General features: G+C 73.8%; 10 protein-coding genes and 1 pseudogene. 6 read left to right on the top strand and 5 right to left on the bottom strand.

Going from position 1 to position 17,213, the window contains the following annotated elements; all coding sequences use genetic code 11:
* Positions 1–52 precede the first annotated feature (52 nt).
* Both Asi03nite_RS21845 and Asi03nite_RS21850 read left to right on the top strand, forming a co-directional pair.
* Positions 53–1,366, top strand: a complete 1,314-nt coding sequence (locus Asi03nite_RS21845; RefSeq protein ID WP_203682287.1) for a hypothetical protein — start codon at positions 53–55, stop codon at positions 1,364–1,366.
* On the top strand, positions 1,359–2,024 hold the full coding sequence (locus tag Asi03nite_RS21850) for a 4Fe-4S single cluster domain-containing protein (protein ID WP_203682288.1): 666 nt from the start codon (positions 1,359–1,361) through the stop codon (positions 2,022–2,024). Before Asi03nite_RS21845 ends, Asi03nite_RS21850 begins: the two co-directional genes overlap by 8 nt.
* On the opposite strand, the gene Asi03nite_RS21855 is transcribed toward Asi03nite_RS21850, so the two are convergent.
* Together Asi03nite_RS21855 and Asi03nite_RS21860 are read right to left on the bottom strand one after the other, a co-directional pair.
* Complete coding sequence (locus Asi03nite_RS21855; protein ID WP_203682289.1) at positions 2,021–3,253, bottom strand: hypothetical protein; 1,233 nt, start codon at positions 3,251–3,253, stop codon at positions 2,021–2,023. The genes Asi03nite_RS21850 and Asi03nite_RS21855 overlap by 4 nt on opposite strands.
* Entirely contained in the window at positions 3,250–3,969 is a 720-nt protein-coding gene (locus Asi03nite_RS21860; protein ID WP_203682290.1) for a hypothetical protein, read from the bottom strand. The genes Asi03nite_RS21855 and Asi03nite_RS21860 overlap by 4 nt, the downstream gene beginning before the upstream one ends.
* 43 nt (positions 3,970–4,012) lie before the next feature.
* Between Asi03nite_RS21860 and Asi03nite_RS37995 the strand changes: the two genes are divergently transcribed.
* Complete coding sequence (locus tag Asi03nite_RS37995; protein ID WP_239102842.1) at positions 4,013–5,164, top strand: OmpA family protein; 1,152 nt, start codon at positions 4,013–4,015, stop codon at positions 5,162–5,164.
* A gap of 248 nt (positions 5,165–5,412) precedes the next feature.
* Here Asi03nite_RS37995 and Asi03nite_RS21870 read toward each other — a convergent pair whose 3' ends face one another.
* The 3 genes from Asi03nite_RS21870 to Asi03nite_RS21880 form a co-directional block, all read right to left on the bottom strand.
* Positions 5,413–7,032: an SWIM zinc finger family protein gene (locus tag Asi03nite_RS21870; RefSeq protein ID WP_203682291.1), complete on the bottom strand. Its 1,620-nt coding sequence runs from the start codon at positions 7,030–7,032 to the stop codon at positions 5,413–5,415.
* A 17-nt stretch (positions 7,033–7,049) separates the two neighbouring features.
* On the bottom strand, positions 7,050–8,729 hold the full coding sequence (locus Asi03nite_RS21875; RefSeq protein WP_203682292.1) for a DEAD/DEAH box helicase: 1,680 nt from the start codon (positions 8,727–8,729) through the stop codon (positions 7,050–7,052).
* 96 nt (positions 8,730–8,825) lie between these two features.
* Positions 8,826–10,736 carry a hypothetical protein gene (locus Asi03nite_RS21880; RefSeq protein ID WP_203682293.1) on the bottom strand — a complete coding sequence of 637 codons (1,911 nt, stop codon included), beginning with the start codon at positions 10,734–10,736 and terminating at the stop codon, positions 8,826–8,828.
* A 442-nt stretch (positions 10,737–11,178) separates the two neighbouring features.
* Here Asi03nite_RS21880 and fdh point away from each other — a divergent pair.
* The 3 genes and pseudogenes from fdh to nrfD all read left to right on the top strand — a co-directional run.
* Positions 11,179–14,412 (top strand): annotated as a pseudogene (gene fdh, locus Asi03nite_RS21890) (formate dehydrogenase); the annotation flags it as partial.
* Between the two features lie 13 nt (positions 14,413–14,425).
* Positions 14,426–15,481 (top strand): 4Fe-4S dicluster domain-containing protein, encoded by a 1,056-nt coding sequence (locus Asi03nite_RS21895; RefSeq protein ID WP_203682296.1) that lies wholly within the window; start codon positions 14,426–14,428, stop codon positions 15,479–15,481.
* A gap of 56 nt (positions 15,482–15,537) precedes the next feature.
* The gene (gene nrfD / locus Asi03nite_RS21900) at positions 15,538–16,509 is read left to right on the top strand and encodes an NrfD/PsrC family molybdoenzyme membrane anchor subunit (RefSeq protein ID WP_203682297.1); all 972 of its coding nucleotides are present in this window, start codon (positions 15,538–15,540) and stop codon (positions 16,507–16,509) included.
* The last annotated feature ends 704 nt before the right edge of the window (positions 16,510–17,213 follow it).

A 17,213-nucleotide genomic window follows, 5' to 3' on the forward strand; every position in this document is an offset into this window, starting at 1 on the left:
CGCCAGAAGTCTGGTGACCACCGAAACCTGCTACCGAGGAAGTGACGGACCGGTGACCTATCCGCAGATGTGGGGCCGTCGTCTCGGCCAGGCTCTCGCGGTCCTCCGGGACCCGGACGCCGGCCTGCTGCCGCCGCTGCCCCCGCCGCTCGTGGACCCGCGCCTGGACGCCGGCCGGCTGATCGCCGAGGCGCGGCAGAAGGGCCTCGAGGACGGCGCGGCCTACCTGTACGACGGCTGGTCCTTCGGGCACGAGGGCGACCCGCCGGACGCCGTGGGCGCGCCGGCGTACGTGGCGGCGCTGCGCCGCCGCCGGGACACCGCCCTGCACGAGCACCGCGACCGGCAGCGCCAGACCGAGGACGTGCTGGCCGGCCTCTACGACGCCGCGCAGGACGCGGACCGGGACATGCGCCAGGCCCGGGACCGGATGGCCCGGGTGGCCGCCCGTGAGCAGCTCGACGAGGACCGCTCGCTGCGCGCCTACCTGCGCCGCCGGGACCTGGACGCCGAGCGGCTGCCGCTGCCCCCGCTGGACCACCCGGTCTGGGAGGGCGAGGCGCCGCCGATGGGCCTGCTCTGGCGGGTGTTCATCCTGCTGTTCCTGGGCGTCGTGGTGTTCGTCATCGAGCACTACGTGGCCGGGGCCTACCTGCCGCTGACCGACCTGGGCCGGACCACCGGCCGGGTGCTCACCGGCGCGATCGCCGCTGCCACCGTGGCCGGCCCGCTGGTGTCCGGGCAGCTGTTCCGGCACCGGCACGCGACCGGGTACGACCGGCCGCTGGCCGTGCTCACGTTCGTGCTGCTGCTGCCCACGCTCGCGATCATCGGAGGCTTCGGGCTGCTCGCCGCGTCGCTGTTCGACCACGGCGTCACCGGCGCGGGCGGCCCGGCGCCGGACGCGTCGCGGACCGCCGCGCTCGGCCTCACCCCGGCGACGCTGGTCGTGGTCTTCGACGTGGTGCTGTTCCTGGCCTGCGCGATGGCGTACCTGCTGGGCCTGGCTCAGCGGCACCCGTTCCAGCAGGCGTTCGCCCGCAGCCGGCGGATCCGCAACCGGACCGTCGACGTGGTGCAGCGGATGGGCGCCCGGATCAACCCGGACTTCCGGGCGGTGCTGGCCCCGGGCGACGGCGGGCAAGACGGAGACGGGCGGACGGCCGACCGGGAGGCGGCGGTCCGGTCCGCGTACCGGGCCGCCGAGGAGGCGTACTACCAGGGCCTGGTCGAGGCGGTGGCGGACCCGACGTTCACCGAGGCCGTGATGCGCCACCGGAGCCGGGCGGCCGCGGGGCCGGCCGGTGATCCGGAGACCGGCGGACCGGCCGGGGACGCGGACGCCGGGGAGGCGGCCGATGACTGAGTCGTTGCGGCTGGCCCGGGCGCACTTCCCGGTGACCGCGCTGGGCTACGGGCGGCGGCTCGGGCTCTGGGTGCAGGGCTGCCCGCTGGCTTGCCCGGGGTGCATCGCCAAGGACACCTGGGACCCGGACGGGGGAGTGGCGGCAGGCGTCGGCGAACTGCTGGACGACGTGCGGCGGGCGGCCGAGGCCGGGGCGGACGGGCTCACGGTCAGCGGAGGCGAGCCGCTGCGTCAGGCCCGGGCGCTCGGGGCGTTGCTCAACGGCGTACGGGAAATCGGTCTGGATGATTTCGACCTGCTGGTCTACACCGGCTACGAGCTGGCCGAGCTCGATGACGAGCAGCGCGGGACCGCGGCCCTGGCGGACGTGCTGATCACCGGGCGGTACGTCGCGGCCGCGCCCACCGGGCGGATCTGGCGCGGCTCGGCCAACCAGGAGATGCTGCTGCGCACGCCGCTGGCGCGGGCGCGGTACACCGAGTTCCTGGAGTACGAGCCGCCGGCCCCGCCCATCCAGGTCGGCGCCGGCCCGGACGGCCGGGCCTGGTGGGTGGGCGTGCCGAACCGGGCGGAGACCAGACGCGAGCTGGACCGCGCACTGGCGGCGCTCGGCTACACCGTGGAGTCGGTGAGCTGGCGCCGCACCCGTGACCGCTAGTCCTCCCGCGCCTGCGGCGGCCCTGGCTCCGGCTCGGACTGCGCCGGGGCCGGGCGCGGGCCGGACAGGCGCCGCCGCAGCCAGCTCTGCTCCGGCTCCAGCCGCAGCTGCCGGATCAGGATGGCCGCCTCGGCCCGGATCCGCCGGGCCGCCGACCGGCACCTGTCGATCTCCACGGCGTACTGCCGCTTGCGGCTGTCCCGCAGCTCGTCGAGCTGCGCGCGCAGGGCTCGGGCCTCCGCGGCGTCACGCAGCAGGGCGCCGTGCCGCGGCTCGGCCCGGCGCAGCCGCCTGCTGGTCCGTGTGTACTGGGCGACCTCGGCGCGCGGCCGGTGGTATCCGGCGGTCAGCGCGATCGCCCCGGTCAGCCCGTAGAGCAGCAGCATCAGCACCGCGCCCAGCGCCTGGCCGTCGTCGGCGGGCGCGGGGCCGGCATTCGCCCAGGCGCTCGCCGCGTCCCCGCTCGGCGGGGCGGGCGCCAGCAGCCGGAAGACGAACGCGCCGAGCCCCATCGCCAGCCACACGCCGGCCAGCCCCCAGCCGAGCACCGCGCGCCGGATCCGGCGCCGCGTCTCCCGGGCCCGCCGCAGGCACTCGCCGGCCAGGTGCGCCACGTACGTCGTCGTCACGGTCAGCGCCACGACCAGCGGGAACACCGTGGCGTCGTTGAGCATCCGCTCGACCACCTGCCGGAAGGTGATCAGGTCGGCGACCATCGCCAGCGCCAGCACGACGTAGAGCACCACCATCGTGACCAGGCCGCGGCCGGCCAGCTCGCCGACGTTGCCGGTCTGGTAACCGGCCTCCTCGATGCCGTCCGGGCCGGCCGGCATCGGGGTGTCGCGCTGCTCGACGCCGCGCCGGGCGCCGCGCTTGACGTACTTCAGCTCCTGGATCCGGCCGCCGCGGCTCTCCTCGTCGTGGTCGTACTGGGTGACCAGCCCGTCGATCTGCGCCTGCGCCTTGCCCAGCTCCACCTCCTCGGCGGTGTGCCGGCGCAGGATCTCCACCTCCATCTCGACCACGTGCGACTCGATCACCTCGTGGACCGCGCTGACCACGGAGTCGTCGATGCCGTACCGCGCGGTTCCGGCCAGCTGCCGTCGGACCCGCTGGCGCAGCCGGTCCTCGCCGGCCATCGCCGGCACCGGCCGCAGGCTCAGCCGCCTGAGCCGCTTCGCGGTCCGCCGCAGCTCGGCACGGCGCTTCCAGTCCTTCGGCATCCTCATGTCGGGCTCCCAGAGTCGGCGGGATCGGGCGGTGTCTCGGTGACCCAGCCGGGGAGCTGGACCGGGGGGAGGGTGAGCAGCGGGTAGAGCGTCATGCCGTGCGGATGGTGCTGCGAGAGCGCGGACAGGTATTCGGCGATGCGCCGCTGATACAGCTCGGCCGTCCGGCGCGCCTCGGCTCCCGGCCCGGCCGCGGCCTCCCGGTGCCGGCGCAGCACCTCGGCCCGGTCGGCGCGGCGGCGTTCCACGGCCTCCCGGGCCTGTTCCAGCTCGGCCTCGGCGCGCCGGATCCGCCGGGAGCGGGCGACCTCGCGGCGGTGCCGCAGCATCGCCTCGGCCCAGCGCTGTTCCTGCGGGTTGCGTGGCCGCAGCTCCTCGGCGGTCAGCGGGGCGTTCGCGGCGTCCAGACGCTCCCGTGCCCGGTCCGCGTCGCGCCGGGCCCGGTCGATCAGCTCGTCGCACCGGTCCAGCTCCAGCGCGGTGGCGCGGCCCAGCCGGACGAAGGCGACGTACAACTCGTCGAGCCGCTCGTTCAGCTCGGCCAGCAGCACCACCTGATAGCCCACGACCACCGGCTCGCCTGTCCCGGCCAGCTCCTGGTGCCGGCGCCGCACCTCGGCCAGCGACGGAAGGCCCTGCTCACCGTCGAGCCGGCCCCGGTTCCGGTCGTCGCGTCGCAGCGCGGCGGGGTAGGTGGTCTCGGCTGTGGCTTCCATGCCAGCTTGCTGACGGACGGCATCCGGTCCGTCAGCTACCGGCATGAGACTTCACCGGTCCGTGCTACTCGTCGCCGTGGCGCTGAGCCTGCCTCTGGCCACCGGTTGCGCCGCGGCGAAAACCGTGGTGTTCGGCGACGAGTTCGAATTCCACTGCCCACAGCCGGCCGCGCCCGGCCTGGCGATCGCTGTCGGCGCGCGGGCGAACAGCCCCACGCCGGCGCTCTCGCCGGAGATCCGCAAGCTGGTGGTGTCCACGACGGAGGGCTGCGGCACGATCACCGCCGTCCGGGTGGACGGTCGGCCGGCCGTCGTCGACGCCCTGACCTTCCGCACCGGCGCGAAGACCGAGCAGAACTTCCAGATCGACAAGCGCGCCTTCTTCGACCGGGTGGACGGCCTGCCGGCCAAGGCGAAGGCGGCGGCGCCGGAGGCGAACGTCCTGCAGGCGCTGAGCCTGGCCGCCGACGCGGCCGGACGGGGCGGCACGGTCGTCCTGATCGACTCGGGGGTGCAGACCACCGCCCCGCTCGACTTCCGGAAGAACGACCTGCCGTCCCGCCGCCCGGCAGCCGTGGCCGACGCGCTGCGGCGGCAGAAGCTGCTGCCCGACCTGAGCGGCCGCAAGGTCCTGCTGGCCGGGCTGGGCTACACGGCGTCCCCGCAGGAGCCGCTGGACGACAAGAACAAGGCGTTCCTGGTCGACCTGTGGCGCCAGATCGTCACCTCGGCCGGCGCCGCCGAGGTGATCCTGGACGAGAGCCCGAACACCGGTGGCGCGGCGGTCACCAGCCCGGCGGTCGGTGTGGTGCGGTTCCCGGTCGCGGAGATCCAGCTCGCCTGCGACACGTTGTCGGTGCTGCCGGACGACGGCGCTGTCGGTTTCGTCCCGGACCAGGCGGAGTTCCGCGATCCGGCGGCCGCGCGCCGGACCCTCGGGAAGCTGGCCGGCTTCCTCGGTGGCAATCCGGCCGCCCGGGTGCTGATCAAGGGGTATGTCGCCCACTACGGCGCCGGCGACCTCTCGCAGCGCCGCGCCGACCGGGTCGAGCGGGAGCTGTCCGCGCTGGGCGCGCGCAACGCGATCACCGCGAAGGGCATGGGGTGGGGGCCGTACCCGAGCGTGTCGGCGCCCCCGGACAAGCGCTGGGACCAGAAGAACCGGCAGGTCACCATCGAGGTCAGCTGCGACTGAGCGTCGGCGTGCGGGCCAGGGACGGCCCTGGCCCGTACCGCCCGTCGGATGTGGTGCGCCGGGCCCAGGTCGGCGCGGTTCCTCCGCGGCGAGAGGTGGAGGTGATGGACACCATTCGGAACCGCCGTGGCCCTGGCGCGCGGGCGGCAGCGCCTGGCTCCGCTCGCTGCGCCGGCGAAACCGCTGGCCACCGGATCGATGACTCGCTTCCCGCCCGGCGGGTGCCGTCCGTCCTCACCGGCGGCCCGTCAGAGCCCGGCCTTGTCCAAGGCGGCCAGGAACGAGGGCTTGCGACGGTGCCGTTCCCGCAAGGCCGCCAGGAACGCCTCGAAATCCAGACCGGCCCGCTCGTGCAGATCACGGATCTGGGTCACGATCCGGGCGGCCGCCGGATAGCCCTTGGTGCCGGTGGTCATCTTGTCCTCGGCCTGGCGGGCGAGAACCGGGATGGCGTCCGCCGGATGCGTCCTCGCCCGCACCTCGCCGACCCGGTACAGGATGCCGGCACTGCACCGGTACCTCACTGCGGCTTCCCACGCGCCGTCGGCGTCCCCGCTCTCCAGCAGCACCCGGACCAGGAAGTCCGCCTGATAGCCACCGCTCGCCGCCCGCTGATGCAGGTGCGCCGCGGCTCGCTCGGCCACCTCCGCGAGGGTTGCGGCCCGTTCGGCCGCGTCGAGCAGGTCCTGGTGGCGCTGGGGGTCGGGCAGCTCGGTGAACAGACGCCACCGGATCCCGACGGCCTCCGCGTACTCGCCCTGCCCGGTCAGCAGCTCCGCGAGCAGCGAGTCGATGCGGCTGTCCGGCCGGTTCGCCTCGGTCAGCCCGCGGCGCAGCCAGGTGATCGCCTCCGCCTGGCGTCCGGCGTCGCGCAGGGTCTCACCGATCCGCACGTACTGGTAGGACTGGGGGAGCTCCTCGGCGTACATCGCGACCAGCGCGTCGGTGTCCCTCGCGATCACTTTCAGGTACTGCTCCAGCAGATGCCGCACGGTCCAGCGGTCACCGGGATCGAGGTGGCGACCGGCGAGTTCGGCGAGACGCGCCCGGTACGCCGCCAGGCCCGACTCGCCGAGCGCCTCGGCGAAGTCGGCGATCGGGAGCTCCGGCCAGCCCGGCCCCTGCACCCGGAAGTCGATCAGCCAGGCCGCGAGCTCCGCCGGATCCCGCGGGGGAGCGGCCCGGCAGGCCCGCGCATATCCGGCGACGGCCCGGCCGATCTGGTCTCCGATCGACCCGCTCGAGTCGTCTGCCTGCTCGGTCGTCCGGGTCAGGTGCTGGATCGCGGTCCGGTACAGCGGCCCGATCCGGGCCGGCGCGGATTCGCCGGCCCGGTCGAGGGCGTCCAGCACGTCGCTCGCCTTGCGCGCATAGTCGAGGCCGCGCCCGTACGGCAGGAATCCGCGCTGGCGCAGCCCGCCGACCAGCCGCCGGAGCTCCTTGACATCCGTTTCGCCGTGGGTGGCGGCCCGCAGCGACAGCCGCCGGAGCAGCGCGGGATCGTCCTCGGCCAGCTCGATGACCAGATCGACGAGCGTGTCCGGCCCCAGGGCGTGCAGATAGCCGCGCAGGCCTTGCCTCGCCGCCTGGCGGCGCGGCGCCACGGGGCGCGCACCCAGCAGGGACAGTCCGACAGCGACGCAGTGCTTGCAGAAGTTGCCGTCCCGGCCGTACGGGCAACTGCACTCCCCGTGCAGCCCGGCGCTGTCCGTCAGCCGCACCACGTAGGACTCGGTCCCCTCGACGGTGGCCACGACCCCGTCCGGCAGCTCGTCCACGGTCCCGACCGCGTCCACGTAGTCCCTGCCGCGCTCGTACGACGTCGCTCCGGCCAGCCGCCGCAGATCCTGATCACTGAACCACGTCACGTGTCCATTCCATCAGGTCAGCGGTGCGGGCGGTCGCGGCGCACCGTGGGGCGCCGCCCCCGGATGGTGCTGTGGCTCAGCGCCCGGATCACCCGCTCCGCATCCGCCTCCGGCACCTCCACCAGCGCGAACCGGTCGGTGATCTGGATCGCGCCGACGTCGCGGGCCGGCAGCCCGGCCTCCCCGGCGATCGCCCCGACCAGGTCCTGCGGGCGCAGCCCGGCGCGCCGTCCCAGGCCCACGAAGACGCGGGTCACGGCGTCTTCCGCCGGACGGCCCCGGCCCGGCCCGTTCGAGCCGCGGCGCGCGGCCCGGTTCTCGAACTCGCGCTCCCGCTGCGGGGCGATCGACGGGATCTCCGGCTCGTCCACGTCCCCGCCGTTCGCCTCGTGCAGCAGCTTCAGTCCGGCCAGCGCCACCTGCTCCACGTCGGCGTCGTCGGTCAGCGAGGCCAGCACCGAGCGGAACCGGTCCAGGTCGTCGGCGGCCATGGCCTCCTGGACGGTGGTGCGGATCACTTCCAGGCGCCGGGCCCGCAGGTCGGTCACCGTGGGCAGCTTCTCCAGGACGATCCGCTGCCCGGTGAGCCGCTCGATCGCCTTGAGCATCCGCTGCTCGCGCGGCTCGGCCAGGGTGATCGCGGCGCCGGTGCGCCCGGCCCGGCCGACTCGGCCGATCCGGTGCACATAGGCCTCCGGGGCGGACGGCACGTTGTAGTTGATGACGTGGGTCAGCTGCTCCACGTCCAGGCCGCGGGCCGCCACATCGGTGGCGACCAGCAGCTCGGTGGCGCCGCTGCGCAGCCGGCCCATCACCCGGTCCCGCTGGTCCTGGCTCAGCCCGCCGTGCAGGGCCTCGGCGCGGAACCCGCGGCCGTTCAGGCTCTGCGTGACCTCGTCGACCTCCTCCCGGGTCCGGCAGAAGACGATCGCCGCCGTGGGCGCCTCGACGTCGAGCACCCGGCCCAGCGCCGCCGTCTTGTGCGCCCGGGCCACCAGGTAGGCGCTCTGCCGCACCGCGGGCAGCGCGTCGGCGGCCGCGGTGTCCCGGCCCATCTGGATGCGCAGCGGCTCGCGCAGGTGGCGGCGGGCGATGGCGTCGATCCGGGGCGGCATGGTCGCCGAGAACAGCACGGTCTGCCGCTGTTCGGGCGTCTCGGTGAGGATCGCCTCGATGTCCTCGGCGAAGCCCATGTCCAGCATCTCGTCGGCCTCGTCGAGCACCACGGTGCGGACCGCGTCGAGCCGCAGGGTCTCCCGCTCGATGTGGTCGAGGATCCGCCCCGGCGTGCCGACCACGACGTCCACCCCGCGCCGCAGCACCTGCAGCTGCCGGCTGATCGGCTGGCCGCCGTAGACCGGCAGCACCCGCACGTGCAGGTCCCGCCCGTACCGGTAGACCGCCTGCGACACCTGCTCGGCCAGTTCCCGGGTCGGCACCAGCACCAGGGCGGCCGGTGCGTCCGAGGCGCCGGGCGCCAGGCCCTGCAGCAGTGGCAGCGCGAACGCCGCCGTCTTCCCGGTGCCGGTGGCGGCCTGCCCCACCAGGTCGTGCCCGGCGACCAGCGGCGCGATCGCCTCGCGCTGGATCGGTGTGGGTTCTTCGTAGCCGAGATCGGCGAGCGCGCGCAGCAGTTCGGGCCGCAGCCCCAGGGCGGCGAAGCCCGTATCGGTGCTGGTCGCGACGTCTTCGTCCATGAGGGCAGAATACGGAGCGTGCGCGCCGCCCCGGCCACGGGGCAAGCGGAACAGCGCAGCGTGATCAGTTCGTCCCGCTGTGGTCAGCGGGAGCGGTCACCGGCAGGTGGTGGGGAGCTGCTCCCTGGTCCACCGCTGCACGCCGCTCTGGTTGACCACCACGACCTCGTCCGCGTCGCCCGCGCAGAGGCGCCTGTCGAAGTACTCCCGCGTGGCCGTGTACGCCGGCCCGGCCGGCGCCTCCACCTGCAGCAGCGCGACCCGGGTGCTGCCCTCCGGCGCGCCCTTGCCGAGCTGGGCCAGCGCGCCGCGCAGATTTCCGGTGACCGAGTCGCTGCTCACCGATCTGGCCGCGATGGCGACGACCCGTTTCTGCGACGTGTGCACGAGGATGTCGACGCCGCCGTCGAGCCGCACCGTGGCGTCCTTGTCCTGCCGCAGCACCCCGGCCGCGATCTGCAGCTGGCGCCGCGATCCGGTCTTCTCCCGCACCGGTGTCCCGGGCGCCGCCACGTCGTACTCGAAGCTCGGATCCCGCAGTTTCCGGTACAGGATGCCGGGATTCTCCAGGCGCCCGGCCGCGACCAGCTCCCCGATCTCCGGCAGCGCGCCCCGGTCCACCGCGTTCTCCAGGGCCTCGACGGCCTGGTCCGGGTCGAATTCCGGGGCCCGGCCCATCGCGTCCAGCGCGAACAGCATGGTCGGGACCGTGCTCGGGTCGAGCCGGCTCAGCGTCCGGGACCGGCCGGGCACCAGGCCCTTCTCCTGCAGCCGCCGCAGCAGGTCCAGGTGCGCTCCGTAGATCTGCGGGGTGTACACCTGGGCGCGGTAATCGGCCTGCACATCCCGGTTGGTCGGGGCCGGATTCGGGAAGCTCATCCGGGCGGTGGTGACGGTCCGGCCGGGCTTGACCACTCCGAGTCTCTGCACCCGGGTGTCCGGCATTCCGGGGGTGACCGAGGCGATCACCGACGCCTCGCCCGCCGCGGTCCCGGTGTTGGTCACGGTCACCGTCCAGGAGCAGGTGGAGGTGCGGCAGGTGGTCGCGTTCACGGTGACGTCGAAGGCGGGCAGCTTCGCCACCGCCTTCCGTTCCTCCAGCGGATCGCGCGGAACTGTCCCGCCGGGCGCCCCGGCTGACCCGGGATCGACCAGCACACCGAGGTAGGGCGGGGTGGGCGGCCGTGGCGAACCGGGCGCGCCGTCGACGACCGGCCCGAGCGGGGTCCCGTCCCGCATCGGCCCGCCGAACCACACCAGCCGGTGCGGCGCGGCCCGGCTGAACAGCACGGTCCAACCGTCGCGCCGCAGGCCGACCGCCGGGCGGCCGGCCGCCGCGAGCCCGTCACCGGCCGGCTCCCCGCGGGCGGCGACCCAGTCGATCAGGCCGGCCAGCGCGTCCGGCGCCAGCCCGGTGCTCTCCACCGGGAAGGCGTAGCCCTCCGGGCGTACCCAGGTGTCCCGGAGAACGGCGATCCGGGCCGGGTCGCGACGTGCCCACCAGGCCTGATCCCCGCGCACCGCGGCATCCGGGCCGGAGGCCAGGAACTCGGCGGTCCCGCCGCCGGAGTCGGTGAGCCGCCCGCCGGCCGTGCCGTCCGCCGCCACCGTCAGGTCGCCGGTGACGTCCAACCCGGCCTGGTCGAAGAAGGTGGCCCTCAGCGACGCGGCTTTCTGATCCCGCAGGGCCGTCGCGGCCTGCGCCGCGGCCACCGCGGGATCCGGCGCCCGGTCCGGCCGGCCGCGCAGCCGGACCAGACCGCCGGTGGCCACGAGCACCATGGCCAACGCCAGGCCGATCAGCAGATGGGGCAGCCGGGGCGACACCGGCGCCGTTTCCGGCGCGCTCTCCCGCGGGGGTACGGCGGTGGGCTGCGGCCGCGCCGGCGGTACGGGCGGAGCCGGTTCCCGCGCCGGCCGCCACGGTTCGGGCGCGCCGGCCGGGGCGGCCGACGGCGTCCGCGGCGCGGGGACGACCGGCTGCGGGGCCCGCGGTGGAGGTTGCACGGGCGTCGGGATGCGCGGGGGTGGCCCGGTCCGCGGGGGCTCGGTGGTGCGGGGCGTGGGGATGCGCGGGGGTGGCCCGGTCCGCGGGGGCTCGGTGGTGCGGGACGGCTCGGCGGTGCGCGGCGGCGGAACGGTGCGCGGGGGGGCGTCCGAGGCCCACGGATTGTTGGCGGGCCGTCCCGCGGCCGGCGTGGGCGCGGCCGGCGGATCCGGCGGGGGAGCGGGTGCGGAGGCGGCCGGTGGCGGCGCCGGAACCCCCTTGCGGGGCGGTGGCGAGTCCCACGGTCCCGGGGACCGCTCCACCTCATCACGCTCCGAGCCCATCGACACCCCCCAACCAGACGATCCTAGTGAGGTGAGTCGATAAACCACGAGGGCGCGAGGCATCTGGCACGAAACGCAACCCGTGCGAATGATCGTCACCGGGGTTAGGGTCTTCGGTATGGGCGTTCGCACCTGGATCGAGGGCTGGCCGGTCTACCGGCAGCTGACCGGCACCGACCCGCTGGGTCGTGGGGCCGCGGCCCAGAGCGCGCGCTCGAAGAGCCTCACCGCCCGCACCGAGACCGCCGACTCGGTGGCCCGCTCGGTCTGCCCGTACTGCGCGGTCGGCTGCGGTCAGCGGATCTTCGTGAAGGACGGCGAGGTCGTCCAGATCGAGGGCGACCCGGACAGCCCGATCTCCAAGGGCCGGCTCTGTCCCAAGGGCTCGGCCAGCAAGAGCCTGGTCACCAGCGACCGCCGGCAGAAGAAGGTGCTCTACCGGCGGCCGTACGCGACCGACTGGGAGGAACTCGACCTCGACACCGCGATGGACATGATCGCCGAGCGGGTGCTCACGGCGCGTGCCGAGACCTGGGAGGACGTCGATGACGAGGGCCGCCCGCTCAACCGCACGCTGGGCATCTCCAGCCTGGGCGGCGCGACGCTGGACAACGAAGAGAACTACCTGATCAAGAAGTTGTTCACGGCGGCCGGCGCGATCCAGATCGAGAACCAGGCGCGTATTTGACACTCCGCCACCGTTCCCGGTCTGGGAACCAGCTTCGGCCGTGGCGGGGCCACCGGATTCCTCCAGGATCTGGCTAACGCCGACTGCATCATCATCCAGGGTTCCAACATGGCTGAGGCCCATCCCGTGGGCTTCCAGTACGTGGTGGAGGCGAAGAACCGCGGCGCCAAGGTGATCCACGTCGACCCGCGGTTCACCCGGACCAGCGCGCTCGCGCACAGCTACGTGCCGATGCGCGCCGGGGCGGACATCGCGTTCCTGGGTGGAGTGATCAACTACATCCTCGGCAACGAGAAGGACTTCCGGGAGTACGTGGTCGCGTACACCAACGCGTCCACGATCGTCAGCGAGGACTTCCAGGACACCGAGGACCTGGACGGGCTGTTCTCCGGCTACGACCCGGAGACCGGCGCGTACCACCAGGGCAGCTGGGCCTACGAGGGCCAGCAGGAGGACGACTCGGTCCGGGACCACGTCGAGTCGCACATCGACCGGGAGACCGCCTCCGGCCTGGAGCAGGAGTCGCACGGCCCGCCGGTGCCCGCCGACGTGCCCCGGGACCCGACGCTGCAGCACCCGCGCTGCGTCTACCAGGTCCTCAAGCGCCACTACGCCCGCTACACCCCGGAGGTGGTCGAGCGGGTCTGCGGCGTGCCGCAGGACAAGTTCCTCGAGGTCTGCGAGGCGTGGACGAGCAACTCCGGGCGCGAGCGCACCACCGCGCTGGTCTACTCGGTGGGCTGGACCCAGCACAGCGTCGGCGTGCAGTACATCCGCACCGGCGCGATCATCCAGCTGCTGCTGGGCAACATGGGCCGGCCCGGCGGCGGCGTGATGGCGCTGCGCGGGCACGCCAGCATCCAGGGCTCGACGGACATCCCCACGCTGTTCAACCTGCTGCCCGGCTACCTGCCGATGCCGCACCACGAGAAGCACGCGACGTTCCAGCAGTGGGTGGACTCGATCCGGCACCCGGCGCAGAAGGGCTTCTGGGCCGACGCCGAGGCCTACGCGGTCAGCCTGCTCAAGGCCTACTGGGGAGACGCCGCGACAAGGGAGAACAACTGGGGGTACGACCTGCTGCCCCGGCTGACCGGCGACCACGGCACCTACCAGCAGGTCCTCAGCATGATCGACGGGAAGATCAAGGGTTACTTCCTGCTCGGGCAGAACCCGGCGGTCGGGTCGGCACACGGCCGCGCCCAGCGGCTCGGCATGGCGAACCTGGACTGGCTGGTGGTCCGCGACCTGTTCATGATCGAGTCGGCGACGTTCTGGAAGGACGGACCGGAGATCGCCACCGGCGAGATCGTCCCGGAACAGTGCAGGACCGAGGTGTTCTTCATGCCGGCCGCCTCGCACGCCGAGAAGGAGGGCACGTTCACCCAGACCCAGCGGCTGCTGCAGTGGCGGGAGAAGGCTCTCGACCCGCCGGGTGACTGCCGCTCCGAACTGTGGTTCTTCACCCGGCTGGGGCAGCTGATGCGGGAGAAGCTGGCCGGCTCCACCCTGCCGCGCGACCGGGCCCTGCTCGACCTCACGTGGGACTACTCGGGCGACGACGGCGAGGAGGTGCTCCGGGAGATCAACGGCTACGACGTGGCCACCGGGGCGCCGGTGCCCAACTTCACGGCGCTCAAAGCCGACGGCTCCACCGCCTGCGGCTGCTGGATCTACTCGGGCGTCTTCAAGGACGGCGTCAACCAGGCCGCGCGGCGCAAGCCCGGCAGCGAGCAGAACTGGGTGGCCGGCGAGTGGGGCTGGGCCTGGCCGTCGGACCGCCGCACGCTGTACAACCGCGCGTCCGCCGACCCCGAGGGACGCCCCTGGTCGGAGCGGAAGAAGTACGTGTGGTGGGACGCCGGGGCCGGCGAGTGGACCGGTTACGACGTGCCCGACTTCGAGAGGAACAAGGCGCCCGGCTACCGGCCGCCGGAGGGCGCCAGCGGCGTCGAGGCGATCGCCGGCGACGACGCGTTCATCATGCAGGGCGACGGGAAGGGCTGGCTGTACGCGCCGAGCGGGCTGATCGACGGCCCGATGCCGACACACTACGAGCCGGTCGAGTCCCCGGTCCGCAACCCGCTCTACACCCAGCAGTCCAACCCGACCCGCAAGGTGTACGAGCGCCCGGACAACCCGACCAACCCGAGCCCGCCCGAACGGCACGGCGAGGTGTTCCCGTACGTGTTCAGCACCAGCCGGCTCACCGAGCACCACACCGCGGGTGGCATGAGCCGGCAGCTGGCGTACCTGTCCGAGCTGCAGCCGGAGATGTTCGTCGAGGTGTCCCCGGAACTGGCCGCCGAGCGGGGGCTGGAACACCTGGGCTGGGCGCACGTCGTCACCGCCCGTGCCGCGATCGAGGCCCGGGTGCTGGTCACCGACCGGCTCACCCCGCTGCGCGTGGACGGGCGGGTGATCCACCAGATCTGGATGCCGTACCACTGGGGCAGCTCCGGCCTGGTCACCGGCGACTCCGCGAACGACCTGCTCGGCATCACCCTGGACCCGAACGTGCTGATCCAGGAGAGCAAGGTCGGAACCTGCGACATCCAGCCGGGCCGGCGGCCGGTCGGCCCGGCGCTGCTCGACCTGGTGCGTGCCTACCGCGACCGGGCCGGCCTGTCGCCGGACCGGCACACCCCGTTGCTGACCGAGGACGAGCAGGCCTGACATGGTGTCGAAGAACAGCTTCTACGGTCCGCTGGACCCGGCCCCCGACGCCGGCTACCCGGACGCGCCGCCGCGGATGGGATTCTTCACCGACACCAGCGTCTGCATCGGCTGCAAGGCGTGCGAGGTGGCCTGCAAGGAGTGGAACGCGGTCCCGGACGACGGGTTCAACCTGCTCGGGCAGTCCTACGACAACACCGGCGGGCTGACCGCGAACTCGTGGCGGCACGTGGCGTTCATCGAGCAGCCGGTGGCCGGCGGGGGGCACGGCACCGACGTGCCGGGGGCGTTCGCGGGGGTGCCGGCCGGGCCGCCGGTCAGCCCGCACACCGCGGTGGTCGCCGCGGGGACGGCCCGCGACGGCGGGACCGCCCCGGGCGTACCACCTGCTGTCGATGTCTTCGCGGCCGCCGCGACCACGGCGGAGCCGCAGTTTCTCGGCATGCCCGGCCGGGATCTCCCCGGGCGGACCCCGGACGCGCCGCGCAGCGACTTCCGCTGGCTGATGATGTCGAACGTGTGCAAGCACTGCACGCACGCCGGCTGCCTGGACGTCTGCCCGACCGGCGCGTTGTTCCGGACCGAGTACGGCACGGTGGTGGTGCAGGAGGACATCTGCAACGGCTGCGGGTACTGCATCCCGGCGTGCCCCTACGGCGTCATCGACCAGCGCAAGGACGACGGGCGCGCGTGGAAGTGCACGATGTGTTACGACCGGATCGGCGACGGGCTGACCCCGGCGTGCGCGAAGGCCTGCCCCACCCAGTCCATCCAGTACGGTGAGCTGGAGGAGCTGCGCGGCCGGGCGCGGCACCGGGTGGAGAAACTGCACGAGCAGGGAGTGACCGAGGCGCGGCTCTACGGCCACGACCCGGAGGACGGCGTGGGCGGCGACGGCGCGTTCTTCCTGCTGCTCGACGAGCCCGAGGTGTACGGTCTGCCGCCGGACCCGATCGTGCCCACCCGGGACCTGCCGAAGATGTGGAAGCGTGCCGGGCTGGCCGGCCTGGCGATGGCCGCGGCCGTAGTGGTGTCGTTCTTGGGAGGCCGTTCGTGACCAGCCCTTCGGATGGCCGGCGCGGGAAGCGGGGCGGTGGCCGCAGGGACCGGCCGATGGTGCCGCCCGCCGACTTCCGCTCGTACTACGGGCGGCCGATCGTGCGGCCGCCGGTCTGGCACCACGACATCGCGGCGTACCTGTTCACCGGGGGCCTGGCGGCCGGATCCGCGCTGCTGGCCGCGGGCGGCGACGCCACCGGCCGCCCCGCGCTGCGCCGCGCCGGCCGCCTGACGTCGCTGGGCGCGCTGGTGGCCAGCACCTACTTCCTGGTCAACGACCTGGGCCGGCCGGAGCGGTTCCACCACATGCTCCGCGTCGCCAAGCCGACGTCGCCGATGTCGATGGGCACGTGGATCCTCAGCGCGTTCGGCGCCGCGGCAGGCGTCTCCGCGGTGGCCGAGGCCGCTCCGCTGCTGCCGGCGCGCGGCGTCACCGGCCTGGCGCGCAAGCTCCTGCCACCGCTCGGCCGGACCGGCCAGTACGGCGCCGCGGCACTGGCGCCGGCGCTCGCCACGTACACCGCGGTGCTGCTCGCCGACACCGCCACCCCCAGCTGGCACGCGGCGTACCCGGATCTCCCGGTCGTCTTCGCGGGCAGCGCGCTGGCCAGCGGCGCCGGCGTCGGGCTGCTGGCGGCTGCGCCGGAGCAGGCCGGGCCGGCGCGGCGGATGGCGGTGCTGGGGGCGGCGATGGAGCTCTACGGGGCGCACCGGGTGGAGACCGCCCGGGGGCTGCTCAGCGAGCCGTATGCGCAGGGCCGTCCCGGGAAGCTGCTGCGGGCCGGGCGCGTCCTGACCGCGGCGGGGGTGGCGGGCGCGGTCGTCGGGCGGCGCAGCCGGGTGGTCTCCGCGCTGTCCGGGCTGTCGTTGCTGGCCGCTTCGGTCGCTACCCGGTTCGGCATCTTCGAGGGCGGCATAGCGTCGGCGAGGGACCCGAAATACACGGTCCTCCCCCAGAAAGAGCGCCTGACCCGCCATAGCAGTGGGCCCGCCGCGCCGGGTCCCCGTCCCACCCCGCCCGCGTAGCCACCCTGCCCGCGCGGCGCTTGCCCCGCCGTGTGCTTGCCTCGCCGTGCGCTTGCCTCGCCGTGTGCTTGCCTCGCCGTGTGCTTGCCCCGCCCGGCGCCCGGTCGCTCCGCGCGTCGCGCTCTCGGCTGGCGCTTCAGAGGTGTCTCACGACGGCGGAGGGGCCGCTGGGCGCCAGTCCCAGTGGGTACAGCTGGGGGCGAGGGCGTGTCGGGGTTCCTGAGCGGGACCTCTGTGGGCCGGCCGCGAGCCTGCCCGCCGTCGGGGCGGGCGTGGGCGTCGACGTCGAGGAAGGTGGTCCGGGCGGGAGTGCCGGTTCCCGGTGGTCCCGCGGAGCGGAAAGCGCGGCATTTCTGCCCCCTGATCCATTTTCGGAAAGGCGCTGCCGGCTCGAATGCGGGGGCTTCCGAATCTGTCCTGTTCGGACGGTTTCGAGTGTTGACGCCCGGGGCGGAACTGGTTGGCAGGGGTCCGGTAGGCTGCCATCCCGGTCGATGAAGCACGGTCGGCCGCCGGGGAGGTAAAGGACGTGGCCGCCAGGTGTTCGCTCACCGAAAGCCATCGACGATTTTAACGACGCTGATGTCGCTCCGAATCGCTGGAATTTACTCCGCCCGATCTTAAAGCCGCTTTTCCGTTCGGGGGAACGAAAATGACACAGCCGCCGTCTGATCGGCAGCCTCCGCACCCGCAGGAGGAACCGG

Source organism: Actinoplanes siamensis, assembly GCF_016862395.1.
GTDB classification, from domain to species: domain Bacteria; phylum Actinomycetota; class Actinomycetes; order Mycobacteriales; family Micromonosporaceae; genus Actinoplanes; species Actinoplanes siamensis.

What these genes read in the sequence shown, in the direction of transcription:
- Asi03nite_RS21850 (WP_203682288.1), top strand. Translation starts at nt 1,359, where the DNA reads ATGACTGAGTCGTTGCGGCTGGCCCGGGCGCACTTCCCGGTGACCGCG.
- Asi03nite_RS21855 (WP_203682289.1), bottom strand. Translation starts at nt 3,253, where the DNA reads ATGAGGATGCCGAAGGACTGGAAGCGCCGTGCCGAGCTGCGGCGGACC.
- Asi03nite_RS21860 (WP_203682290.1), bottom strand. Translation starts at nt 3,969, where the DNA reads ATGGAAGCCACAGCCGAGACCACCTACCCCGCCGCGCTGCGACGCGAC.
- Asi03nite_RS37995 (WP_239102842.1), top strand. Translation starts at nt 4,013, where the DNA reads ATGAGACTTCACCGGTCCGTGCTACTCGTCGCCGTGGCGCTGAGCCTG.
- Asi03nite_RS21875 (WP_203682292.1), bottom strand. Translation starts at nt 8,729, where the DNA reads ATGGACGAAGACGTCGCGACCAGCACCGATACGGGCTTCGCCGCCCTG.
- Asi03nite_RS21895 (WP_203682296.1), top strand. Translation starts at nt 14,426, where the DNA reads ATGGTGTCGAAGAACAGCTTCTACGGTCCGCTGGACCCGGCCCCCGAC.
- nrfD (WP_203682297.1), top strand. Translation starts at nt 15,538, where the DNA reads ATGGTGCCGCCCGCCGACTTCCGCTCGTACTACGGGCGGCCGATCGTG.